This window comes from Micromonospora sp. NPDC048830 (assembly GCF_043198215.1).
Taxonomy (GTDB): Bacteria; Actinomycetota; Actinomycetes; order Mycobacteriales; family Micromonosporaceae; genus Micromonospora.
Genome location: NZ_JBICUP010000035.1, coordinates 55,509 through 77,221 on the forward strand (window position 1 = coordinate 55,509; position 21,713 = coordinate 77,221).

The 21,713-nt window shown below is 68.3% G+C and carries 25 protein-coding genes and 1 tRNA gene; 21 read left to right on the forward strand and 5 right to left on the reverse strand.

Translation table 11 applies throughout. From position 1 onward, the window contains the following. Positions 1-53: 53 nt before the first annotated feature. A complete protein-coding gene (locus ACGFIZ_RS25365) occupies positions 54-809 on the forward strand; it encodes a DUF5131 family protein (protein ID WP_393423128.1) in 756 nt (251 codons plus the stop codon). On the opposite strand, the gene tcmP is transcribed toward ACGFIZ_RS25365, so the two are convergent. Further along, complete coding sequence (gene tcmP / locus ACGFIZ_RS25370) at positions 793-1,920, reverse strand: three-Cys-motif partner protein TcmP (RefSeq protein WP_393423130.1); 1,128 nt, start codon at positions 1,918-1,920, stop codon at positions 793-795. The two genes, ACGFIZ_RS25365 and tcmP, sit on opposite strands and share 17 nt — an antisense overlap. Before the next feature lie 557 nt (positions 1,921-2,477). Between tcmP and ACGFIZ_RS25375 the strand changes: the two genes are divergently transcribed. Continuing rightward, positions 2,478-3,068: a hypothetical protein gene (locus ACGFIZ_RS25375; protein ID WP_393423132.1), complete on the forward strand. Its 591-nt coding sequence runs from the start codon at positions 2,478-2,480 to the stop codon at positions 3,066-3,068. A 279-nt stretch (positions 3,069-3,347) separates the two neighbouring features. On the opposite strand, the gene ACGFIZ_RS25380 is transcribed toward ACGFIZ_RS25375, so the two are convergent. Next, positions 3,348-3,475 (reverse strand) — tRNA-OTHER (locus tag ACGFIZ_RS25380). 293 nt (positions 3,476-3,768) lie between these two features. On the opposite strand from ACGFIZ_RS25380, the gene ACGFIZ_RS25385 reads away from it, so the two are divergent. Both ACGFIZ_RS25385 and ACGFIZ_RS25390 read left to right on the forward strand, forming a co-directional pair. Next, on the forward strand, positions 3,769-4,329 hold the full coding sequence (locus ACGFIZ_RS25385) for a hypothetical protein (protein ID WP_393423134.1): 561 nt from the start codon (positions 3,769-3,771) through the stop codon (positions 4,327-4,329). A gap of 669 nt (positions 4,330-4,998) precedes the next feature. Further along, positions 4,999-5,385 (forward strand): hypothetical protein, encoded by a 387-nt coding sequence (locus ACGFIZ_RS25390; protein WP_393423136.1) that lies wholly within the window; start codon positions 4,999-5,001, stop codon positions 5,383-5,385. Between the two features lie 601 nt (positions 5,386-5,986). On the opposite strand, the gene ACGFIZ_RS25395 is transcribed toward ACGFIZ_RS25390, so the two are convergent. Beyond that, positions 5,987-6,529 carry a kinase gene (locus tag ACGFIZ_RS25395; RefSeq protein WP_393423138.1) on the reverse strand — a complete coding sequence of 181 codons (543 nt, stop codon included), beginning with the start codon at positions 6,527-6,529 and terminating at the stop codon, positions 5,987-5,989. Continuing rightward, positions 6,529-7,344, reverse strand: coding sequence for an AAA family ATPase (locus ACGFIZ_RS25400; protein ID WP_393423140.1), 816 nt, complete (start codon positions 7,342-7,344; stop codon positions 6,529-6,531). The genes ACGFIZ_RS25395 and ACGFIZ_RS25400 overlap by 1 nt, the downstream gene beginning before the upstream one ends. Before the next feature lie 236 nt (positions 7,345-7,580). On the opposite strand from ACGFIZ_RS25400, the gene ACGFIZ_RS25405 reads away from it, so the two are divergent. The 15 genes from ACGFIZ_RS25405 to ACGFIZ_RS25475 all read left to right on the forward strand — a co-directional run bounded on the left by ACGFIZ_RS25405 (position 7,581) and on the right by ACGFIZ_RS25475 (position 17,679). Next, entirely contained in the window at positions 7,581-7,901 is a 321-nt protein-coding gene (locus ACGFIZ_RS25405; RefSeq protein WP_132183063.1) for a hypothetical protein, read from the forward strand. A gap of 240 nt (positions 7,902-8,141) precedes the next feature. After that, a complete protein-coding gene (locus ACGFIZ_RS25410) occupies positions 8,142-8,522 on the forward strand; it encodes a hypothetical protein (protein WP_393423142.1) in 381 nt (126 codons plus the stop codon). A 93-nt stretch (positions 8,523-8,615) separates the two neighbouring features. Beyond that, a complete protein-coding gene (locus ACGFIZ_RS25415; RefSeq protein ID WP_393423144.1) occupies positions 8,616-9,542 on the forward strand; it encodes a hypothetical protein in 927 nt (308 codons plus the stop codon). Between the two features lie 93 nt (positions 9,543-9,635). Then, a complete protein-coding gene (locus ACGFIZ_RS25420; RefSeq protein ID WP_393423146.1) occupies positions 9,636-10,499 on the forward strand; it encodes an FtsK/SpoIIIE domain-containing protein in 864 nt (287 codons plus the stop codon). Beyond that, positions 10,496-10,705, forward strand: a complete 210-nt coding sequence (locus tag ACGFIZ_RS25425) for a hypothetical protein (protein ID WP_393423148.1) — start codon at positions 10,496-10,498, stop codon at positions 10,703-10,705. The genes ACGFIZ_RS25420 and ACGFIZ_RS25425 overlap by 4 nt, the downstream gene beginning before the upstream one ends. A gap of 84 nt (positions 10,706-10,789) precedes the next feature. Next, positions 10,790-11,227 (forward strand): hypothetical protein, encoded by a 438-nt coding sequence (locus ACGFIZ_RS25430; protein ID WP_393423150.1) that lies wholly within the window; start codon positions 10,790-10,792, stop codon positions 11,225-11,227. After that, the gene (locus ACGFIZ_RS25435) at positions 11,227-11,526 is read left to right on the forward strand and encodes a hypothetical protein (RefSeq protein WP_393423152.1); all 300 of its coding nucleotides are present in this window, start codon (positions 11,227-11,229) and stop codon (positions 11,524-11,526) included. The genes ACGFIZ_RS25430 and ACGFIZ_RS25435 overlap by 1 nt, the downstream gene beginning before the upstream one ends. Then, positions 11,523-11,864, forward strand: coding sequence for an RRQRL motif-containing zinc-binding protein (locus ACGFIZ_RS25440; protein ID WP_393423154.1), 342 nt, complete (start codon positions 11,523-11,525; stop codon positions 11,862-11,864). The genes ACGFIZ_RS25435 and ACGFIZ_RS25440 overlap by 4 nt, the downstream gene beginning before the upstream one ends. Further along, positions 11,861-12,163, forward strand: coding sequence for a hypothetical protein (locus tag ACGFIZ_RS25445; protein WP_393423156.1), 303 nt, complete (start codon positions 11,861-11,863; stop codon positions 12,161-12,163). Before ACGFIZ_RS25440 ends, ACGFIZ_RS25445 begins: the two co-directional genes overlap by 4 nt. Then, the gene (locus ACGFIZ_RS25450) at positions 12,150-12,908 is read left to right on the forward strand and encodes a hypothetical protein (protein ID WP_393423158.1); all 759 of its coding nucleotides are present in this window, start codon (positions 12,150-12,152) and stop codon (positions 12,906-12,908) included. The genes ACGFIZ_RS25445 and ACGFIZ_RS25450 overlap by 14 nt, the downstream gene beginning before the upstream one ends. After that, positions 12,905-13,174, forward strand: a complete 270-nt coding sequence (locus ACGFIZ_RS25455) for a hypothetical protein (RefSeq protein ID WP_393423160.1) — start codon at positions 12,905-12,907, stop codon at positions 13,172-13,174. Before ACGFIZ_RS25450 ends, ACGFIZ_RS25455 begins: the two co-directional genes overlap by 4 nt. Further along, positions 13,174-14,970 (forward strand): replication initiator, encoded by a 1,797-nt coding sequence (locus tag ACGFIZ_RS25460; protein WP_393423162.1) that lies wholly within the window; start codon positions 13,174-13,176, stop codon positions 14,968-14,970. The genes ACGFIZ_RS25455 and ACGFIZ_RS25460 overlap by 1 nt, the downstream gene beginning before the upstream one ends. A gap of 24 nt (positions 14,971-14,994) precedes the next feature. Beyond that, entirely contained in the window at positions 14,995-15,264 is a 270-nt protein-coding gene (locus tag ACGFIZ_RS25465; protein WP_393423164.1) for a helix-turn-helix domain-containing protein, read from the forward strand. Next, positions 15,265-16,536: a tyrosine-type recombinase/integrase gene (locus ACGFIZ_RS25470; protein WP_393423166.1), complete on the forward strand. Its 1,272-nt coding sequence runs from the start codon at positions 15,265-15,267 to the stop codon at positions 16,534-16,536. A gap of 330 nt (positions 16,537-16,866) precedes the next feature. Beyond that, positions 16,867-17,679 carry an HAD family hydrolase gene (locus ACGFIZ_RS25475; protein WP_393423168.1) on the forward strand — a complete coding sequence of 271 codons (813 nt, stop codon included), beginning with the start codon at positions 16,867-16,869 and terminating at the stop codon, positions 17,677-17,679. 94 nt (positions 17,680-17,773) lie between these two features. Here the strand turns inward: ACGFIZ_RS25475 and ACGFIZ_RS25480 are convergent, their stop codons facing one another. Continuing rightward, on the reverse strand, positions 17,774-18,520 hold the full coding sequence (locus ACGFIZ_RS25480; protein ID WP_393423170.1) for an oxidoreductase: 747 nt from the start codon (positions 18,518-18,520) through the stop codon (positions 17,774-17,776). A 258-nt stretch (positions 18,521-18,778) separates the two neighbouring features. Here ACGFIZ_RS25480 and acs point away from each other — a divergent pair, with 258 nt between their 5' ends. Together acs and ACGFIZ_RS25490 are read left to right on the forward strand one after the other, a co-directional pair. Further along, positions 18,779-20,770: an acetate--CoA ligase gene (gene acs / locus ACGFIZ_RS25485; protein WP_393423172.1), complete on the forward strand. Its 1,992-nt coding sequence runs from the start codon at positions 18,779-18,781 to the stop codon at positions 20,768-20,770. A 262-nt stretch (positions 20,771-21,032) separates the two neighbouring features. Beyond that, positions 21,033-21,617: a hypothetical protein gene (locus tag ACGFIZ_RS25490; protein WP_393423174.1), complete on the forward strand. Its 585-nt coding sequence runs from the start codon at positions 21,033-21,035 to the stop codon at positions 21,615-21,617. Positions 21,618-21,713 lie beyond the last annotated feature (96 nt).

Here is a 21,713-nt window from a genome sequence, read left to right on the forward strand (position 1 = left end):
TTAATCCGTACGCATGTTCGACAGTATTGACGTAACCAACCCAGGGAGTAGTCATGGCAGACAAGAGCGCCATCGAGTGGACCGAAGCGACCTGGAATCCCACGACAGGCTGTGACCGGATCTCCGCGGGTTGCGACAACTGCTACGCCCTGAGCCTGGCGAAGCGCCTGAAGGCGATGGGGTCTGCCAAGTATCAGAACGACGGCGACCCGCGCACCTCCGGGCCTGGCTTCGGCGTCACGCTTCACCAGGACGCGCTGAGCATCCCTGCGCGCTGGCGCGAACCGCGAACAGTCTTCGTCAACTCCATGAGCGACCTGTTTCACGCTCGCGTGCCGATCGAATACGTGCGTCAGGTGTTTCAGGTCATGGCTGACACTCCGCGCCACACTTACCAAGTGCTCACGAAGCGGGCATCACGGTTAGCGCGGGTCGCGGACCAACTCGACTGGCCGCCGAACGTATGGATGGGGGTCAGTGTGGAGACGGAGCAGGAGCTGCCAAGAGTGGATCGCCTCCGCACCGTCCCAGCGGCTGTTCGATTCATCTCCGCAGAACCACTACTCGGCCCTCTCGACGGCATCGATCTGACCGGCATCCACTGGCTGATTGCCGGCGGCGAGTCTGGGCAGGGCGCCCGCCCTGTAGACCCCGCGTGGATCCGAGGTCTACGGGACGAGTGCGCCAAGGCAGGGACGGCCTTCTTCTTCAAGCAGTGGGGAGGGAGGACACCGAAGGCAGGCGGTCGGCTGCTGGACGGCCAGACGTGGGACGAGATGCCGTCGAGGGAACTTACGCCGGCTCGATGAAGGTCTGGAGCAGCTTGCTCTTGCCTTTAGGGCTGGTCTTGGTGGCTTCAGGGTAGAGCCGGGTCCATGCCTTGCGTAGGTGGGTCTGGCGAGCCTGCCCGGCGGCCTCACCGTAAACCTCTTTGTACCGCTTGCTGATCACGAAGGGTTTGCCCTCGGCTAGCAGTCGACGTAGGTTCGCCTCGATCTCGTTGATCCAGCCGTCCTCTAGCGCCTGTTCACTCGCCAGGAAGCTCGCCTCGTCCGCGAACAGGGTGTCGGCGTTCTCGATGTCGTACACGGCCTTGCGCCACTGGCCGAGGCCAAGAGACAGGGCTTCGGCGAACTCGCTGAATCCGTCGCGGTGGCGAGTGAGGAAGACTAGGTAGTAGAGGGGCTTGTGGTGAGCCCGGTTACGGATCGGGGTCACCCACCAGCTGCATCGTTGATTGGTAGCTAGCCGGCGCGTGTACTCGACGACCACGGCCATCTCCGCGCGCTCCTTGTTGTCTCCGTGGTCGAGCCAGACCTTCTGCCACCAGTCCCCACCGCATGCAGCGTCCATCCGGGCGAGGGTCGCTGGTTTTCCAGCGTTCTCCTTGGTGCTTGTGAGAAGCCCGGCTACCCGCCGTAGGCCAACAGCACTGAAGTTGATGAGCAACTCGGTAGCTGGAGGGTGTTCTGGCCGCTGGGCAAACACTTGCGCCGTCTTCGCGAACGGGATCATGACCCCGAACGGGTCGAGGTAAACCAGTGCAGGAATGCCCTTTACCAGGGTCAACAGGTCGTCGAGGTGATCTTCGATGCTGCCGGCGAAGACCTGCATTGGCAGACCTTCGCCCTCTGCCGCGACCACCTGCCGAAGCTTGTTCAGTGACTCTGGCTCGCTCTCGACGAAGTAGCCCTCCAGCTTTCGGTTGATCGGCTGGAGCTCACGCGCCTTCCGCAGCAAGAGGGCGGGAGAAGCCTCGTCTCCGTTGTCGTACCGTCCCTCCCCTGCATACCCGTCAACAACCGCAACCCTGTGGTCTGGGGAGTACAGGCCGGTTTTCCCAACGAACGGGCTGATGTACTTGTCGATGATGGCGTGCTTCAAAATTGCTGCCGGCTTTTTACCGTCGAAGAAACCCACGTGTCCTCCACCACTTGGCTTCCCTGCCCACCAGTTCGACCCATAGCAAGCAGCCGATGGCGTTGGGTTATTATGATCCACTAGGGCAGATCCGAGGTACCTTCCAGCGAGCGGTCCTTCTGTCAGGTGGACGACAGCCACGGCTCTTGCGCTGCCGCCTTCCATGTCAACCCGTTCTTGACGGGTCTGCGAAAGCGCGCTGGATTAACGTCCAACGAGACCATGGCAGGGCGCCCCTGACGCCTTCGGTGTAATGGAACGATCAACCGCCGACGAGCTGAGCAAGCAGCTGGGGTGAGCTGGCGAAACAGTCCACGATGGTCCATGGGCGTCCGGCCTCGGCCGCCCCGGTCGTCACCCAGTTGGCCACCCAGCCCAAGCGCTTGGCGGTGAAGCGGGACTTGAACCCCTAAGCCCTAGTGACGGCTAGACCTATCGTTGCCTTCCTGCTGTTCCGCCGAGACCTCGTCGGCGGCCCGGCGATGGCGTCTACCACCTTTACTGAAGTTGTCTCAGGCTGCTGTACTGATGCCAGAGGCAAAGATGGTGGAGGTCCCATGACAGACACCCGAGACAGTCGGCGAGATTCAATCGGTCTCCTCACGGCCTACTACAGCGCCGTCCGCTCCGAGATCCTGCAACGGCAGACCATCAGGGAGTCGACGCTGACCCTGTTCCTTGGGGCGGCAGCGACACTTGCCGGCGTCGCGCTAACAGGCTCGGACCAACGCCGTTGGCTCCTCTTCTTTGTTCCCGTACTGGGGCTCGGAGCATCATGCGTCTACCTGCAACACACGACCGCGACACGAGCCTTATGGAACTACCTTGCCAGCGAGTTCCAAGACGAGATCACTCACGCAATGACCCCCGACAAGGCTCCTCGCCACTGGGACGTTTCATCGGCGCGGGCCGGCCTGGCAACATCAGCAGCCATCAGAGCCGCCGCATCCACGCTGCTCATCGTAATGCCAGGCATGCTGGCTGCCATCGCAGGGCTGATCTCGCTCGACGCTCAGCTCGGAGCTATCGTCGCCTTCATTGGCAGCCTGCTAGCGGTCGGCATGTCCGCGTTCCTCGTGGCCTACGGGTTTCAACGAAGGCCGCACTGGTATAAGACGCCCCACTCAAAGCCGTCCACCAGCCGATGACGGCCAACCCCGGTCAACCTTTGCTTGCAGGCTCACCCGCCTGCCTGCCGCTGACGTTTACGGCTCCACTCCCACGTTCTGGCACTGACGACAGCAACAGCGCCAGCTTGTGTGGTGAGGGAGGATCCCTTGCCCCCCAGGCAACCAACACGGGACGCTGACCTGCGGCTCCTCAGCCGCTGAGCTGCCAGGACTGTCCCCCAGCGTCCACGACAGTCCGCCGGTGTCCGTCCCGTTCGTCGCCCAAGTAGTCACCCAGCCGTGCCGGGAGACTACGGGCGGACCGGAGGGGATTCGAACCCCCGGTGGGGCATGGCACGCCAGCGGCCCCACGCGCCTTCGAGCCGCCGCTCGTGCACGGCATCCGGCATCTCAGCGCTGCAATAACCCGGCTCTGCCACCGGTCCACCCACAGCCTGCCCGGACACTGTCAGCTTGGGAATCGCGTTGATCCTTACCGGTGGTAGCCGTATCGCCTGGTGAAGGATCACAGAGGGTCCGGTTCGCTATCGTTGACGTGCCACTGGTCGCCAATGTTGACCACTGCATCGGGCACGGATCGGGCATGCGTAGGCGAGACCATCGCTACGGCCGTTCGTCCGACTGCTGTGCCGTGTCCCCTGAGGCGTTCGAGTTCCTTCCGACACTCACCGCTTGCCTAACCCTCCTAGACTCTTTACCCGAGCTAGGAGGCTGCAAGGTGGCGCAGTGGTGGGAACTCACTCTACCGATCGCAGGCACGCTTGCCGGCGCGGTTGCTGGCGGTCTCGTTCAGGGCCGCAACAACCGCAAGCAGGCCAGAGATCAAGCCAGAAATCAACGCGACGCACTGGTGCTGGCTGAGAAAACAGAGGTGTATATAGAGGTTCTTGCGGCCATCCGTGAGGCCTACTTCGTTTTGAAAAATCGAGACAAACTAATCCTCACCGCAAAGTGCGCGAATGAAATCCACTACATGCTTGGGCTAATTGGGGCCGGCTTGCCCGATCCATGGCCAGAACGACGCCGCAAATATGTGGAGCATGAAGAGAGGTTCTGGCAGATCTACGAGAACCTGCACAAGCTCTACGACCGGGTTTACCTATACGCGCCATCCGCTGTCGTTGAAAGCTTCGCCTACTTCATGGACAAGCCGCTGAACAAGTTTGATCATCTGATGACTCTCCGAGCCTTGATTCGTGAAGACCTGGGCATAGTGGACAGCCCTAGCCGACAAGGCAACCGGCAGGACTCGCTGACCTGCTACACAGCACGCGGCTAGCTGCGACATCCGTCCACGGTCGTCCGCGTGCGTCCATCGCCGCTCAGGTCGGTGGTCACCCAGTTAGTCACTCAGGTGTCTCCCGTACGGAGCTGCTCTGACTGCTCCGTACGGCGGAGGCAAACGGATTGAACTTCGCTCGACGGGACTCTTCAACCTCCAGGTCCCTACTGAGCACTGCGATCGCACACCTCTTGGAGCAGGTCACAGCAGCAAGGTTCTTCTGAACGACATGGCTGCCGTTGTGACCATCCGTAACCAGCGTTGTCTGCTCGACCTGGACCCAGGTCGTCCAACGGCTTGAGTCCCACCCCAGTTCGTCGGGGCACTCGGGGTTTGCACAGGTGGCCACGTCACCCTCCCTAGTAGTGCGACAGAGCCTACCCCGCGTACCGCTGCCAAACACGATGCCGCATCCCGTACGAGCGGGTCCACCCCGCGCGGAAGCTCCGTGTTGCCCCCTTCTGACCAGCCGGCTTGGCTCGCAGTGGGAGCGGATGACGTCACACCTCGGCAGTGGTCTACCCTCGGTGTATGTCGGGGGCTGCGCCGGGATGGGTTGCTTACGTCGCTCTGGGGACATCCACATTAGCTGTCCTTGTATCGGCGGTGGCCGCACGCGTCGCCTATCTAAGTTATCGAGCGAGCGGTCCACGGCTCCGACTCCAAGTGGTCCACGAGAAGACAGATCCCTCGGCACGGCGCGTCGTGATGGCCTTCACCGTAACCAACGAGGGTCGAGGAGACGTCAGTATTCAGGGCTTCCGCATCACACCCTATGGCCACCGGCGGCCTGTCTTGGACGTCACCGAAGTGGAAGGCCCTACGCTTCCCGCTCGCCTTGAGGGCAGCTCAAGGGCAACTTGGCATGCGAATGTCCTGCCAGTGGCACGCGAGTACGACCAGGCGCTGAGATCTGGGAAGATCAAGCCCTACTCGTCGTGGCCGTCGCAGTTCTACTTCACGCTTTCTGCCGGCAATGGCACGAACGCGCACGATCGAGCACATCAGTTCGACGCCCGAAGGATCATCGCAGATGCCTTTCCGTCGAACTAATCATGAGGTAAGCCAACACGTGCAGCCGTTATGATCACACTCGCCGCTGTGCCATCCCGTCTGCCGTCGACCCGCACTCCCGTGGAGCGGGCCGCCGCCCGGTCCGCCACGTCAAGACGGCCTTGACGGCTCGTACGGACGCTGGCGGGTCGGGCGGTGGTCTGCTCGGCTCGCCCGGGTCGACGGTGGGCGGGATGGCTCCCCCACCGCAACCACCCACGGACCGCGACGCGCCGACGCAGCCCCGGCCATCCTGGAGCCGGAGCGCCCCCGCCGGAGGCGCAGTAACCGCCACCCCACCACCGCCCGCCAGCCGCCGACGGACCCGGCGTGCGCTCCCCCACACCGCGCGGGTGTCGGCCGCGCGGCCCGGCCGGCTGCCGGCCCCGCCACCCCACCGGACAACGGCCTGTCGTCATGCGGCGGCCCACCGGGCTACCCGCTGTCCGCGCCAGCCGCCGGGCGTGTTGCGTGACCGGAGCCGGAGCGTCAGCGGAGCGACGGGCGCGCGCCCTGGCGGCGGCGCGTGCGGCCCGTTCAGGGCCGCCTTGAAGACGTACAGAAACTTTGAACCACTTCGCCGGCAGCCGGCCGCCGAGCGTCAGACGGTCGCGGTCTTGCCGTCTCGTGCGGCCTGGTCGATCAGGCTTGCCGCCTCGGCGGGAGCGGTCCGAGACGTGTCGATGGTGATCTCGGCGGTAGCGGCCGGTTCGGTCTCGTCCCACGCCCTGAGTCGTTCTAGGGTGTCGCCGGTCTGTCGCTGGATGATCCGCTGTACGGCTACGTCGCGGGGACAGGTGAGAGCTACAACGGTCCATCGCACGTCGGGGAAGGCGCGCTGCACGGCGTCGATCGCGTCGAGTTGGCCGAGATGCACGACGGGGACGGCTTGCTCAAGCTGTTGGCGAAGTCCTGGTGCGTCGACGACGTACACGGCACCATATCGACGGTTCTCCCACACCACGAGCCCTGACGCGTGGAGCCCTGCCACCTCATCCTCGGTGGCCATCCGGTAGCCCACAGTGCGTCCTGGTCCGGCCTTGAGTCGCTGGAACTGCCGGTAACGGCTGTCGAGCTGGTGCAGGGCGGTGGTCACCGTGTCCTTGCCTGAGGCTGGCGGACCGTAGAGGATCACGCCTCGCATCAGTCGAGCTCCAACCCCATCAGTGACTTGACGAGTGCGTCGGCCTGGGCCTGCAACGATACGGCTGACGCGCAGTTGTCGACCACCGTGTGCTCGACAGACGGTCGAAAGCCAGTGTCGATCAGACCAAGGTAGCCCGTCCAGTCGGCAAGCTTCGCCGCGTCTCGCGCCGCTCCGCGCTTGCGCAGGTAGAAGTTCATCGTCTCCGGGTCGCAGTACACCCACACAACGCTGACCGAGGCACCCATTCCCTCGAACCGCGCTCTCGTCCGTTCCAACCACTGCGGGTCCCGGAATTCGGCGACGAAGGGGGCCGTCATGATGACGCTGTTGCCGCATTGCACGTTCTCTTCCGCAGCACTGCTCAGCGCCTCGTACTCCCGAGGACGGACAAGCTTGAGGTAGGCGTCTGACTCCCGGTCGTGCGGGGACTGGCCCAGAATCTCCAACGCGGCCTCGACGACGGGCCGGGTCAGGGTGTCCTTGTCGAGCATCGGCCACCCGGTGGCACGCGCCAGGATTCGACCCAGCTCGGTCTTGCCGCTGCCGGCGTACCCGCCGACAAGCACCACACGCGGCTTCGGCAGCCGCACCGGACCGCGGCGCTCCTGGTTCGGTACGCGCACGAGCCGCTTCGAGCGGGACTGGCTCTCGATGAAGCCCTCCGCCTCAAGCAGCTTCATCGCCGAGGTGATGGTGAACGGGCTTGTGTTCCACTCGGCCGCCATCTCACGACTTGACGGCAACACGTCGCCGTCTCGCCACACCCCGGCCGAAATCTCGTTGCGGACGTGCCGGGCGATCTGCTGCGCCACGGACTCGCCCCTGGTCAATCGGGGACGGGACGACGCCGGGCCCGTCTTCTCGGTAGATCCAGCCACTACCAAACCCTACCAGTTGCCTAACAGGCGTCCGCGCGCGTATCCGCTGGTCGAAAGCCCATTTCACGCGGCGCGTGCCTAACAGTTGCGATGCTGTGCAACCAACTGTTAGGGTTCTCTCATCGGGCAGTCGTCCAAAGGGGACGCGCTCATGACCCTCGGAGGTATCCGTGAAGCTGTACGTGGACACCAAGGCGAAGCAGGTGACGGTGTCGAAGGACCCGGAGCCGAAGAACGACCAGAACGGCAATCAGCGGTCGGAGAAGGGAACGGGCCGGCTCATGTGGTCGACCCAGGTCTTCGTTCTCGACGAGACGGGCGGTGAGGTCATCACCATCACCACGGCGGGTGAGAAGCCGAGTGTGATGGTGGGGCAGCTCATCGAGGTCGAGCAGTTGGAGGCCATTCCGTGGGCGACCAACGGGCGTAACGGCGTCGCGTTCCGTGCGATCTCGCTGAAGCCGAAGGCTGGTACGTCGGCGGCCAAGTAAGTCCTTCGCACAGTGTGCTGTGTGAAGCCTGCGGTGTCTCCTGCGTTCTACGCGAAGCGGCCTGAGGTCCGCTGAATCTGCTCCATCCGCTCCGGGAGTGTTTCTGGCTCCTACGCTCCCGGCCCTGGCAACCCGTGGTTGCCCTCACCGAATTGTGGCGCGGGGTCGGTACTGGCTCCTACACCTGCCGACCCCGCCCCACGTTCTCCAACCCATCTGCTCCGTACGGGAGGTATTCAGATGCAACTCGTCAACCTGACCCCGCACCCGGTGGCCGTCTACTCGGTCGACACGCCCGATCGGATCGAGCCGGGTTCGGTCCTGCCGTTGCGGGTTATCTCGCCGTCGGCGCAGCACCAGCCGGCGCGGCTCGGCCAGTCCGTTGTCGGGGTCGATGACCTCGGTCTCGGGATTCCGGTCGAGCAAGTCGCGTTCGGTACCGGTGGTGGCGGCGTGACCGCGCTGCCGGAGCCGGTCGAGGGTGTGTTCTACCTGGTGTCGCTGGTCGTGGGACTGGCGGCGGTGGAGCGCGCCGATCTGCTGGTGCCGCATGACACGGTTCGGGATCTGAGCGGTTCCATCATCGGAACCCGCAAGCTCGCCCGCCCGCATCGTTCCTGACGAGTTTTCGAGCGCGGGGCCGGTACTGGCTCCTACACCTGCCGACCCCGTGCTCTTCCAACCCATCCAGCCCATTACCTGGGAGGACGTGTCATGTCCAAGTCTAACCCTGCCCGCGTCTTCGGGCGGAAGTCCCACGGGACGGTGACGGTCATCGAGGCCAGAGTTCACCGTTCCTCGGCGCGTAACGCCCGGTTGGCGTTCATCCTCACGGCGGTCATCGTCGGCCTTCTGTCGGCCGTGGTGGCCGCTTCCTACATGCACCCGATCATCGCCCTGTTCCTGGGCGTCCTGATCGGCGTACCCGTCGGCGGTATCGCCTGGGTGCTGGTGCGTATCTGGCCGGTGCTGCGGCTGCTGTGGTGGTGGCTTCCCGAGATCGTCATCACCACCGGGGTCATCACCTTCTGGGTGCAGGTCGCCAACCACACTCCGACCCCGGTCACCCTTGTCATCGTCGCCCTGGTCGTCGGCGTCCCGGCTGCCGTGCCGGTGTCCCGCCGCGCCATCGTCGCCTGGACCTGGTGCCTCATCGTCAGGCATCGGCTGCGGACCTGCTTCCGGCAGTTCATCATCGCCAACCAGTCCGGCACCCTCCCACTGATCGTGTGGGCCCGTCCGACTCCGGTCGGTGAGCGGGTCTGGGTCTACCTACGCCCCGGCCTCTCCTCGGCCGACCTGGAGGGCCGTCTCGACCGGATCGCGGTCGCCTGCCACGCCTCCACCGCCCTGGTCGAGCGTGCCGCCGACGGCAACGCCGCGTACCTGCGGTTCGACATCAAGCGCCGTGAGGTGCTGACCGCCCAGGTCGGTTCCCCGCTGGTCGACGTCATCAACCCCGACACCCCGACAACCGAGCGCCCGCCGGCCCCCGTGCCGACGGCTCTGGACCTGCCCGACGTCGACACCCCCACCATCACCCTCCCGACGCAGCCCAAGAAGGCTGCGCCGTCTGCCAACGGCAGCAAGCCCGCGGCTTCCCCGTCGCCGGACGCCGACGACGTCACCGACTGGATCTGATCCCAACCCCACCACTTCACCAGGACGCGGGAAGCCATTGCGGCTCGTTCGTGTGGCTTCCCGCGCCCACCAACAGCCAAGGAGGGCCAACCCATGACCACCACGACCGCTGCCCCGTCTGCCGGTGTTCCGGTGGGGCCTGGCCTGTCGATGTTCGACCCCATCTTCGTCGGCATCGACGAGTTCGGTCAGCACGTGAACATCACCCTCGCCTACCGCAACCTCCTCGCCGGCGGTGAACCCGGCGGAGGCAAGTCCGGCCTCCTCAACACCATCGCCGCCCACGCCGCCCTGTCCGTCGACTCCCGGCTGGTGCTGCTCGACGGCAAGCTCGTCGAGCTGGGGCAGTGGGAGGACTGCGCCGATGCGTTCATCGGCCCCGACATCACCGCCGCCCTCGACGTCCTCAAGCGGCTCCAGCAGGTGATGAACAACCGGTACGCCTGGCTGCGCGCGCACGGGCGCCGCAAGGTGACCGCCCTCGACGGGCTCTCGGTCATCACGGTCCTGGTCGACGAGATCGCCTTCTACTCCGCCACCATCGGCACCAAGCAGGAGCAAGAGGAGTTCGTCGCCCTCCTGCGGGACCTGGTCGCACGGGGCCGCGCCGCCGGCATCCCGGTCGTGGCCGCGACTCAGCGGCCGTCGTTCGACATCATCCCCACCAGCCTGCGGGACCTGTTCGGCTACCGGGCCGCGTTCCGCTGCACCACCCCCAACAGCTCGAACATCGTCCTCGGCCACGGCTGGGCCGAACAGGGCTATTCGGCCACCGACATCCAGCCCACCAACCAGGGCGCGGCCTACCTCATCGCTGAGGGCGGCGTTCCTCGCCGCATCAAGGTGGCGTACCTGTCTGACGCTCAGATCGCCGGCATTGCCGACTACGCGGCCTGGATCCGCCGCCCCACCCGCTTATCGGCCGGTTCTCGGCTGGATTGGGGGATCGCGGCATGACCACCCGCGAACGCGCCCACGCCCGGGCGAACAACCAGCGGGCCGCCCAGTTCACCGAACTGTGGATCGTCGGCCCTGCCGAGGACCTGGCCGTGATGATCGACGCCGCTAACCGCACCGGCCGACTCGTCTTCGTCTCCGCGCCGACCCCGATGGGCGGCGACGACACCCGCCACCGCCGCTACCTGCGGCTACGGACCCGATAGCAGTCGACGGAACCGGCTCACGCCGTGGAAAGCAGACCGGTTCCGCCGACCTCCACCAACCGCCCTCGAAAGGACGTGGTTGCCGTGAAGGCTACCCAGAATCCGCCCACCACCGGAACGGTCACTACCGCTGACCTGTTCCGGATGGCTGCCCTCTACCTGCGCCGGCACGGCTGGCACCAGGGCACCTACTACGCCAACACCACCGACACCCCGACCCCGCCGGCCTGCGCCGTCGGGGCCATTGGCATGGCCTGCGCCGGCCGCCGCGCCGACCACTTCTACGGCCTCGACTTCGACACTCAGATCGTCTTCCGCCAGACCGTCGGTGTCTTCACCGCCTACCTCGACGACCACGAGCCCATCTGCGCCATCGACGAGGACGGCTTCCTCATCGACGAGCACACCTCCCCCTTCTCGTGGAACGACGACCCCGGCCGCACCGCCGAGGACGTCATTACGGCCCTTGAGACGGCCGCTGACGAGTGGGACCACCTCCACACCGAGGGAGGCGAGAACTGATGAGCACCGTCAAGAAGACCTTGACGCCTATCCGCCCGACGCAGCGGCGTCGGGAAATCGTCGAGAACGACGAGTTCGCCGCCTTCGCCCGCCGCATCATCCGCGCCCACGGCCGCCGCGTCGCCACCGGCGACGTCGAAGCCCTCCGCGACCTCGTCGCCCTCTCCACCGTCATCGACGACGCGATCGGTGAAGCCGTCATCGGCCTACGGGCCTTCGGCTACTCGTGGGCCGAAATCGGCTCCCGCCTCGGCATCAGCCGGCAGGCCGCCCAGCAGCGCTGGGGAGGCCACGCATGACCTCCACCGCCAACCCGGCCCCGGCCGGCTTCCCGACCTTCGCCTACCGGATGGCACCTACCGGCCTGGCCACCCGCCGCCAACTCCGCGCCGCCGGCCTCCGCCCGGGCGGACACGACCCGGTCGCCCAGATCACCTGGCGGCGCGGCAAGCGCGTCGCCTACCTCTACCGACTCGACCTCGCCGCACCCAAGCGGGTCGCTACGGCCGCCCAGCGGGAGGCCATCGTCAAAGCCCTTCGCGCCCGCCGCACCTGCGGTGTCTGCGGCCTCGTCCAGCCCTACTACATCCCCCGCCGCTACGGCTGCTGCCTCGACTGCCACGGAGGTACCCGATGACCACCCACGCCACGAACGCCGCCGCCGACCAGCGGATGACTCCCGACGACTATGTCGTCACCACCGTCGCCGGTGACTTCGCCGACGATGGCCGGCTGGCCTTCCACGCGTTCCTCGCCGGCTACTACGCCGAGTCGATCCGCCTCATTCACCGCGCCCACCTCACCGACTGCACCGTCGCCGCCGGCGACAACTGCCCCACCTGCAACGCGATCCGGGGTGGCCTGGTCGGTCTGCTCGCTGAGCAGCGCACCGACACCACCACCGGCCGGGAGGTGAGCGGCCGTGACCCGCGCTAACCACACCACCCGGGGTACCCGGACCGAGGGCGTCGTCCTGGTCCTCATCCTGCTCACCGTCGCCGGCTTTGCCGGAGCCGCCTCCTTCACCCACGTCAAGGACTGGACCCTCGCCAACTCCCCCACGGGCACCGGGGAGTGGTTCGGCTGGGCCAACGCCGTCATCTCCGAACTCGTCCCCATCGCCGCACTCTTGACGATCCGCCGACGCCGCCGCAACGGCGCACCCATCGGCTACCCGCTGTTCCTGCTCATCGCCGCCGCCGGCCTCTCCCTCGCCGCACAACTCGCCGTCGCCAAACCCGGCCCGTCCGGATGGCTGCTTTCGGCCGTGCCCGCCCTGGCGTTCATGGCCCTGGTAAAGCTCGTCCTCGCCCCGGCACCCGCTGCCACCGAGGACACGACGCCGGCCGCCGAGCCGGTCGAGCCGATCCGCGTCCAGGTGGCCGAACAGGTCACCGAGCCGGCACCGCCGGCCGCCATCACCCACGCCCCCGAAGCGGCCCCGACCCCGGCCGCCGAGCCGGCCCCCGTGCCGGTCGTCGAGCCGGAGCCCGTCACCGTGCCGGCCGTCGAGCCGGTCGACGTCCCCACCCACCTGCTGCCCATGGCCCGCTTCGCCGCCGTGCAGCACGAGCAATCCACCGGAACGCCGATCACGCCGGTCGAGCTGGCCGACCGGCTCGACATCACCCCGGCCGCCGCCGGCCACCTCCTCACCACCATCGGCGGTGGTGCCCGATGACCATCCACGCCGTCGACGTCGTGCACATCCTGCACACCTGCCCCGGCGAACCTGAGCCGCACCCGTACGACACCCGCCGCGTCCTCGTCGACGTCATTCCCGGCGGGCCTTGCCGGGCACCGGTCACCGTCCGCTGCGGCGGACAGACCGTCCAGATCCCGTGCCACCGGCACGAGCCGGCCACGCGCCAGTGCGGCGCCTGCCGGATCATCGTCACCGAACGCACCATCACCACCCGCACCCACAACCCTGGGGCTGCGGCTTGATGGCGTCGACGCTGGACCTCACACCCCGTGCCTCGGCCCGGGGTGTGGGCTCGAACGCCGACACCATCCCACCCGTCTACGCCTACACCGCCGCTGGCTCCGCCTTCGAACGCGCCACCCAACCCGACTACTTCGGCTGGATCGAGCACGTCCGGGCCGCTGGCGGCTGCACTCGCCCGATCCGGTTGGCCGGGCAACTGCTCACCGTCGACCCGGCTACCGGCCGCGTGCTCGGTGAGCGGCACACCGACGGGATGCCGGACTCGGTCATCTACACCGCCTGCGGCAACCGCCGGGCCACCGTCTGCCCGTCCTGCGCGCAGACCTACCAGCGCGACGCGTTCCAACTCCTGCGCGCTGGCCTCGTCGGCGGCAAGGGCGTACCGGAGTCGGTCGCCGAGCATCCGGCCGTGTTCGCCACGTTCACCGCGCCCTCGTTCGGCCCGGTCCACGCCCGAGTGGTCAAGCGGCACACCTGCGCCAATCGGAAGCGCTGCGACTGCCGCGCCGAGCCGTGCCACGCCCGCCGCGCCACCGACCCGACCGCCGGCCTCTGCCCCCACGGCCGGCCCTCGGTCTGCTGGGCCCGACACGAGGCCGGTGACACCGTGCTCGGCCGGCCGTTGTGCCTGGACTGCTACGACCACGACCACCAGGTGGTGTGGAACCTGTTCTCGGGCGAGTTGTGGCACCGGACGAAGCAAGCCGCGGAACGGTGGCTGGCCAAGCTCGCCCGCCGACGCGGCATCCCCCGCGTCGAGATCGTCACCGCTTCCGGCAAGACCCGCAAGGTCCCCCCGGTCCGTCTGTCACCCGGGAAGGTCGCCGAACTCCAAGCCCGAGGAGCGGTCCACTTCCACGCTATCGCCCGCCTCGACGGCGTCAACCCCGACGACCCCGACACGGTCGTCCCCCCACCGGCCGGGTTCACCGTCGCCGACCTCGTCGACGCGCTCCGCCACGCCGCCGCCCAGATCGCGTTCCACACCCCGGACCACCCCGACCGGCCCGACGGGTGGCCGATCGCCTGGGGAGAGCAGGTCGACCTCGAACCGATCGCCACCGACGGCAGCGGTGAGGTCACCGATGGCATGGTCGCCGGCTACCTTGCCAAGTACGCCACCAAAAGCACCGAGGCCACCGGGCACACCTCCACCCGCCTGACTGCGGACACCATCGGCGACTACGCCGACCCCGACGGCGACCACACCGCCCGCCTCATCGACGCCTGCTGGCGCATCGGACGACCCACCGGCACACCCGTCCCGCTGTCCGAGCGGCCCCGCGACCCGCGACCCACGCCCGGCTTCGTCGATCGCTGGGAGTGCCCCGATTGCGGCCTCCACACCCGCTACGCCGCCTGCCCCGTCTGCGTCGCCGAGCGTCAAGCCGCCCTTGACACCGAACCGACGAAACCCGCGACGGCCAACCCGTACGCCCGGCTGCGCCGCTGGGCGCACATGCTCGGCTTCGGCGGCCACTTCCTCACCAAAGGCCGCCGCTACTCGGTGACCTTCCAACTCCTACGCGACACCCGCATCGCGTACCGCAGGCACGAGGACCACGCCCACGAGCACCCCACCGCCGCCGGCCCACCCGTCGAGCAGCGCGACGAGGTAACCACGCTCATCGTCGGCACCCTCACCTTCGCCGGCGTCGGCTGGCACACCACCGGAGACGCCCTGCTCGCCAACACCGCTGCCGCCATGGCGCGAGAGCGACGAGCCACCGGCCGCGAAGAACTCGCCCACGAACACGCCACTACCCCGGCCGGCACCGTGCCGGCTGCCGCCTGATCCGACCTGAGGAGGTCACCTCTCATGAGCGTCACCGCTCGCAGCAACCCCGTCGTCCGGCTCGTACCGCGTGCCACCGGAAGCGTCATCGAGCCCGTCACCTACACCGTCCAGGAGGTCGCCAAGCTGCTCGGCATCTCGCTCGGGAGCACCTACGCCCTCGTCCGCGACGGCACCATCCCGGCGACCCGCCTCGGTGGCCGCTGGCTGATCCCCCGTGCCCGCTTCCATGCCTGGCTCGACGGCATCAACGAGCCGGCCGCCACCGGCACCGACCACGGACGGAGGCGCTGAATGGGCTTCGTCCGCAAGACTCCGGCCGGCACCTTCCGCGCCTGCTGGCGCGACCCCGCCGGCAAGCAGAAGTCCAAGAGCTTCCGCACCAAGCGGGAGGCCAATGCCTTCCTCGCGGATGTCGAGGGCACCCTCAACCGGGGCACCTACGTCAACCCGCACGCCGGCCGGACCCGGTTCGGTGACTTCGCCCAGCAGTGGCTAGCGACCCGGACTGTCGAGGCGCGCACCACCGAACGGACCGTGTCCATGCTCCGGGCCCATCTCCTGCCGAAGTGGGGTGACTGGCCGCTCGGGAAGGTCGACTTCATGTCTGTGCAGGAGTGGGTGACGGGCCTGAGCCGGCAGCTCGCTCCCACCACGGTCGCCAAGTGCTACCAGCTGCTGTCGATGATCCTCCGCACGGCCGTTCAGGCGCGGCTGATCGCCACCAACCCGGCGGAGGGTGTGAGGCTCCCTCGGGACCGATCGCGGGACGTCAAGCCGGTCACGATCAGCCGGGAAGATTTCTTCGGCAAGCTGCTCCCGGCCGTGCCGCCCCGCCATCGTGCGATCGTTTGCGCCGCTGCCGGCGCTGGCCTGCGGTGGGGTGAGTGCGCCGGGCTCACCTGGTCATCGGTCGACCTCGACCGGGCCTTGCTGCGCGTGGTCCAGGTCGCCGAGGAGACCCACGGCGGCATCCTGCTCCGTCCGTACCCGAAGAGCCGTGCCGGCGTCCGAACGGTGCCGCTGCCTGATTTCCTGGTGGCCGCGCTGCGCCAGCTGCTCACCGAGGCTGGCAAGCCGGACCCGCGAACCCTAGTGTTCCGCGACCGGGTTGGGCGCCCGCTTCGCCGGTCCAACTTCCGTCGGCGGGTCTGGCTGCCCTCGCTGGTCCGCGCCGGCCTGCTCGGCCAGGTCGTCAACACCGGCCCGCATCGGTACCGCGCGGTCTGGCCCGACCGGGAGGGCATCGAGTGGTCAGCGGAGTTCACCACCGAGCGGGAAGCGGTCGCCTGCGTGGCGACCAAGGCGGTTGGCGGGATGCGGTTCCACGACCTGCGGCACGCCTACGCCACCTGGTTGGTAACCGACGGCGTCCCGGTCAACCTGGTGCAGCGGGTCATGGGGCACGAGCAGGCGTCAACGACGCTGAACCGTTACACGCACACCCCGGACGACTACGCCGCCCGCGTCCTGGCTGCCTTCGACAGCTCTGCTGCCTCTCTGCTGCCTCTGGACGAGGAAACACCCTCGGAGAGCGCGTTGGACGAGGACGAGGAGGGCCTGTGACCTGCGGCGGGGCGTTCAGCAGGCATAGGGACGACCCCCGTCGGGGGGAGACGGGGGTCGTCGGGTGGTTCGGCTCCGGGGGGGTTGAGCCGAACCCACTCAGCGGTCACGGGGGGTGCAACCGCCGAGGGCCTGCACATGAATACTCGTCGTAAGCCAAGCATGCCTGAGCGGACCGGTATACGTCGAGTACCGCCGCCTCCACTCCCCGCGAAATCGTGTTCGGAGAGTGTGACCAACGTCACTCAGGGCAGGGGTGGTAAGGGGTACTCCACACTCCGTACCCCAGGCACCCGCCGACGATAGACCATCGGGCTAGACTTTCGCGCCGTGGGCCGAAGTGCCGCTTTTTTCGATCTGGACAAGACCGTCATCGCCAAGTCCAGCGCCTTGGCGTTCGGGCGGCCGTTCTACCGGGATGGGTTGATCACCCGGCGGGACGTGGTGAAGTCCGCGTACGCGCAGCTGATGTTCCGGCTGGGCGGCACGGACGAGCAGACCATGGCCAAGACCAGGGACTATCTCGCCACGCTCTGCAAGGGCTGGAAGGTGGAGCAGGTCCGCCAGATCGTCTCGGAGACGCTGCACGAGCTGATCAACCCCTACGTGTACGCCGAGGCGGCCGCCCTGATCGAGGAGCACCAGGCCGCCGGCCGGGACGTCGTGCTGGTCTCCGCCTCCGGCGAGGAGATGGTCCGGCCGATCGGCGAGCTGCTCGGGGTGACCGACGTGATCGCCACCCGGATGGCGGTGGAGGACGGCCGCTACAGCGGTCGGGTGGAGTTCTACGCCGCCGGCCCGAGCAAGGTCGAGGCGGTCAGCGAGCTGGCGAAGCTCCGCGACTATGACCTCGCCGACTCGTACGCGTACTCGGACTCGGTCAGCGACCGGCCCCTGCTGGAGTGCGTGGGCCATCCGACCGTCGTCAACCCGGACCGGGCGCTGCGCAAGCTGGCGAGCGAGAACTCGTGGCCGGTCCTGGAGTTCCGGCATCCGATCCCGCTGGGCCGCCGGCTGCGGGAGCGTCCCGCCGTCCCGGTCGCCGCCGCGGCCCTGGGCGTGGGCGTGGGGGTGGCCATCGGCATCGCCTGGTACGGCCGGCACCGTCGCACCCGCAGCCGCGTCAACACCGCCTCCTCCTGATCACCGACCTCGGGGGACGCCCCGCGGCGGGCAGGCTGATCCGCCGCGGCAGGCCGGGGGCAGCCGCTCAACCCGATCAGGCAGGGGCAGCCGGTCAGGCGGCGGCGAGGATCTCGTCGCCGACGGCGGTGAGCTGGTCGGCGGCGAGTTCCACGGACGCCATGTAGTGGCGCAGCCAGGAGCGCAGGCCGTCCGGGGTGCCGGTGACGAACGCGCCGGCCGAGCCGACGTACTCGGGTTCCCGCTCGTGGTGGCCGACGTCGACGCCGATCAGGCCGCGCGGGTCGAACCCGGTGGCGATCAGCACGAGCCGGGCGGCGCCCCGGGCCACCACGCCCGACGGCCCGGCGAACGGCCGCAGCGCCAGCAGCTCGCCATGCACGACCGCGGCCAGCACCAGCGGGGAGACCTTCGTGCCGCCGGCGACCAGGCCGGCCAGCCCGTCCAGCCGCGCGCCGACCGCCGGGTCGGCCACCGGCCGCCCCAGCTCCTCCCCGGGTACGACGTCGCGCGCGGCGAGCACGTGCAGCCGGGCGAGGACCTGTCGGGGCGCCTGCTGCCAGCGGTCGGCCAGCCCGGGCAGCGCCCCGGCCACCCGCAGCGTCCCCTGGAGCACCGGGTCGGTGACCGTGCCGGCCCGTACGGCCTCGCGCTCGTGGGCGTACCCCTCCAGGGCGGCGCTGGCCACCGCGGACCGGAGGCTGACCTCGGCCGCGACCTGGCCGCCGTGCCGGCGCAGCGCGCGGTGCCGCATCGCCTGGTCGGCCCGATCGCGGGCCCGCTCGACGGCGGGGGCGATGTCGGCGAGCGCGAGCAGCGGGGCGAGCGGATCGTTGGTCACCCGGCCACGCTAACGGCCCGCGTGGCCCGGCCGGCCGCCAGCCGCCCGGATCGGTTCGCGGACCATCCCGCCGCCCCAGGTCGTCGCGGTGCGGAGGGTTCCCCTGCCCCACGGCAGGGCAGTTTCTTGCAGCTCGGCGCGCGGCGGGGGCCGCTCGGCGCGGACGGAGTCCGGGAGGTGTCGCGGGGGCGCAGCCGGCGGGACTAACCTCTGCGAGGGTAGGAGATGCAGGTCACGAAAGCGACGAGGAGTCACGGCATGAGCGAGGCACTGGCCAATCTGCTGAACGAGACCCGGCAGTTCCCGCCCCCGGCCGAACTCGCCGCGAAGGCCAACGTCACCGCCGACGCGTACGCGGAGGCCGCCGCGGACCGGCTCGGCTTCTGGGCGGAGCAGGCCGGCCGGCTGACCTGGGCCCGGCAGTGGGACGAGGTGCTCGACTGGTCGAACCCGCCGTTCGCAAAGTGGTTCGTCGGCGGGCAGCTCAACGTGGCGTACAACTGCCTGGACCGGCACGTCGAGGCCGGCCATGGCGACCGGGTGGCCATCCACTGGGAGGGCGAGCCGGGCGACACCCGCACCCTGACCTACGCCGACCTGCACAAGCTGACCTGCCAGGCCGCGAACGCGCTCACCGAGCTGGGTGTGACGGCCGGCGACCGGGTGGCGATCTACCTGCCGATGGTCCCGGAGGCGGCGGTGGCCATGCTGGCCTGCGCCCGGATCGGCGCCACCCACAGCGTGGTGTTCGGCGGCTTCTCCGTCGACGCGCTGACCAACCGGATCCAGGACGCCACCGCCAAGGTGGTCATCACCGCCGACGGTGGGTACCGGCGGGGCAAGCCGTCCGCGCTGAAGCCGACCGTGGACGAGGCGGTGGCGAACTGCCCGTCGGTGGAGCACGTGCTGGTCGTCCGCCGCACCGGCGAGGAGGTCGCCTGGTCGGGCAGGGACCGCTGGTGGCACGAGACGGTGGAGCAGGCGTCGCCGGAGCACGCCGCGCAGCCGTTCGACGCCGAGCACCCGCTGTTCATCCTCTACACCAGCGGCACCACGGCCCGGCCGAAGGGCATCCTGCACACCACCGGCGGCTACCTGACCCAGACGTCGTACACGACGCACGCCGTGTTCGACCTGAAGCCGGAGACCGATGTCTACTGGTGCACGGCCGACATCGGCTGGGTGACCGGCCACTCCTACATCGTGTACGGCCCGCTCTCCAACGGCGCCACCCAGGTGATGTACGAGGGCACCCCGGACACGCCGCACAAGGGCCGGTTCTGGGAGATCGTCGACAAGTACAAGGTGAGCATCCTGTACACCGCGCCGACGCTGATCCGCACGATGATGAAGTGGGGCGAGGACATCCCGGCCGGGTACGACCTGTCCTCGCTGCGCCTGCTGGGCAGCGTCGGCGAGCCGATCAACCCGGAGGCGTGGATGTGGTACCGCCAGCACGTCGGCCGGGGCCGGCTGCCGATCGTCGACACCTGGTGGCAGACCGAGACCGGGGCCGTCATGATCTCGCCGCTGCCCGGTGTCACCGAGGCCAAGCCGGGCTCGGCGATGACGCCGCTGCCGGGCATCGTGGCCGACGTGGTGGACGACCAGGGGCAGTCGGTGCCCAACGGCGGCGGCGGTTACCTGGTGCTGGGCGAGCCGTGGCCGTCGATGCTGCGCACCATCTGGGGCGACGACAACCGGTTCCTCGAGACGTACTGGTCCCGGTTCGGGGCGGGCGCCGGAAGCGGCGGCGGCGAGTGGGTCTACTTCGCCGGGGACGGGGCCAAGAAGGACGACGACGGGCACGTCTGGCTGCTCGGCCGGGTCGACGACGTGATGCTGGTGTCCGGGCACAACATCTCCACGACGGAGGTGGAGTCGGCGCTCGTCAGCCACCCGTCGGTGGCGGAGGCGGCGGTGGTGGGCGCCACCGACCCGACCACCGGGCAGGCGATCGTGGCGTTCACCATCCCGCGCGGGAACGTGGACACCGCCGGCGAGGCGGGCGAGAAGCTCATCGCCGACCTGCGTAACCACGTCGCGAAGACGCTCGGCCCGATCGCCAAGCCCCGGCAGATCATGCTGGTGCCGGAGCTGCCGAAGACCCGCTCCGGCAAGATCATGCGCCGGCTGCTGCGGGACGTGGCGGAGAACCGGTCGCTGGGCGACGTCACCACGCTCCAGGACTCCTCGGTCATGGACCTGATCTCCTCCGGCATGTCCGGCGGGAAGTCCGACGAGGACTGACGCCAGGCGTACCCCCTCGGTGGGTGACGGTCCGCGCGGACCGTCACCCACCGTTCTTTTTATCCGGGGTACGACGACGGACGGTGACCACGACCCGTCAGACGGTCGGTGGAGGCGGACCGGCCTGAACGGACACAGGGGACGCTCGCCCCTGTTGGTTGGAATCGTTCTGTTCTAGGTTCAGCCGCATCGGCCGGTTGACAGTCGTCGTTGCGGCGTACGGCCGGACGGTTTCCTCTCCCATGCCCGAGAACGGAGCGGCATGCACACCAATCCCCGAAACGGGTCACGCCGACGCCTACTCGTCGCGCTGCCCGCCATCGCCCTCGCGGCCACGTCACTGACCGTGACCGGCACCGCGTCGGCCGAGACGTCCAGTCCCCGGGCGATCATCGGTGCGGACGAGCACTACATCAACTACGCCGAGCCGGAGGTGCAGCCGGACACCGCGGGTAAGGAGGTGAAGGGCGCCGACGGCGTCTACACCGCGGCCGCGGACGAGGCGCGGGCGTACGACCGCAAGTTCGCCGGTGGCAACCCGGTGACGGCGCGGCAGCTGGCGAAGCTCGAGGCCCAGTCGATCAAGACGGGCGAGAGCCCCCGGCAGATCAAGCAGGCGCCGGCCACACAGCACGCGAAGCTGCTGACCCTGCTGGTGGAGTTCAACGACCAGGCCAACGACGACTTCACCGACGTGATGGTCCCGAAGACGGTGTTCGAGGACCGCACCTGCGTCCCCGGCACGGTGCAGAACGGGCCGCGGCACAACAACATCCCGGACCCGGCGAGCCTGCCGCACGAGGACAACAACAGCATGTGGGTGCCGGACTTCTCCCCGGCCCACTAGGCCCAACGCCGCTCGGTTAAGGTCCGGCGGGTGTTTCGCAATGGTTTGTGATGATGTCGATCGCGATGGTGGCTTTGTAGCTATGCCGGTCTACGT

What these genes read in the sequence shown, in the direction of transcription:
- ACGFIZ_RS25445 (WP_393423156.1), top strand. Translation starts at nt 11,861, where the DNA reads ATGACCACCCACGCCACGAACGCCGCCGCCGACCAGCGGATGACTCCC.
- ACGFIZ_RS25410 (WP_393423142.1), top strand. Translation starts at nt 8,142, where the DNA reads ATGCAACTCGTCAACCTGACCCCGCACCCGGTGGCCGTCTACTCGGTC.
- ACGFIZ_RS25435 (WP_393423152.1), top strand. Translation starts at nt 11,227, where the DNA reads ATGAGCACCGTCAAGAAGACCTTGACGCCTATCCGCCCGACGCAGCGG.
- ACGFIZ_RS25490 (WP_393423174.1), top strand. Translation starts at nt 21,033, where the DNA reads ATGCACACCAATCCCCGAAACGGGTCACGCCGACGCCTACTCGTCGCG.
- ACGFIZ_RS25440 (WP_393423154.1), top strand. Translation starts at nt 11,523, where the DNA reads ATGACCTCCACCGCCAACCCGGCCCCGGCCGGCTTCCCGACCTTCGCC.
- ACGFIZ_RS25375 (WP_393423132.1), top strand. Translation starts at nt 2,478, where the DNA reads ATGACAGACACCCGAGACAGTCGGCGAGATTCAATCGGTCTCCTCACG.
- ACGFIZ_RS25425 (WP_393423148.1), top strand. Translation starts at nt 10,496, where the DNA reads ATGACCACCCGCGAACGCGCCCACGCCCGGGCGAACAACCAGCGGGCC.
- ACGFIZ_RS25415 (WP_393423144.1), top strand. Translation starts at nt 8,616, where the DNA reads ATGTCCAAGTCTAACCCTGCCCGCGTCTTCGGGCGGAAGTCCCACGGG.
- ACGFIZ_RS25460 (WP_393423162.1), top strand. Translation starts at nt 13,174, where the DNA reads ATGGCGTCGACGCTGGACCTCACACCCCGTGCCTCGGCCCGGGGTGTG.
- ACGFIZ_RS25365 (WP_393423128.1), top strand. Translation starts at nt 54, where the DNA reads ATGGCAGACAAGAGCGCCATCGAGTGGACCGAAGCGACCTGGAATCCC.
- ACGFIZ_RS25470 (WP_393423166.1), top strand. Translation starts at nt 15,265, where the DNA reads ATGGGCTTCGTCCGCAAGACTCCGGCCGGCACCTTCCGCGCCTGCTGG.
- ACGFIZ_RS25420 (WP_393423146.1), top strand. Translation starts at nt 9,636, where the DNA reads ATGACCACCACGACCGCTGCCCCGTCTGCCGGTGTTCCGGTGGGGCCT.
- ACGFIZ_RS25465 (WP_393423164.1), top strand. Translation starts at nt 14,995, where the DNA reads ATGAGCGTCACCGCTCGCAGCAACCCCGTCGTCCGGCTCGTACCGCGT.
- ACGFIZ_RS25395 (WP_393423138.1), bottom strand. Translation starts at nt 6,529, where the DNA reads ATGCGAGGCGTGATCCTCTACGGTCCGCCAGCCTCAGGCAAGGACACG.
- ACGFIZ_RS25455 (WP_393423160.1), top strand. Translation starts at nt 12,905, where the DNA reads ATGACCATCCACGCCGTCGACGTCGTGCACATCCTGCACACCTGCCCC.
- acs (WP_393423172.1), top strand. Translation starts at nt 18,779, where the DNA reads ATGAGCGAGGCACTGGCCAATCTGCTGAACGAGACCCGGCAGTTCCCG.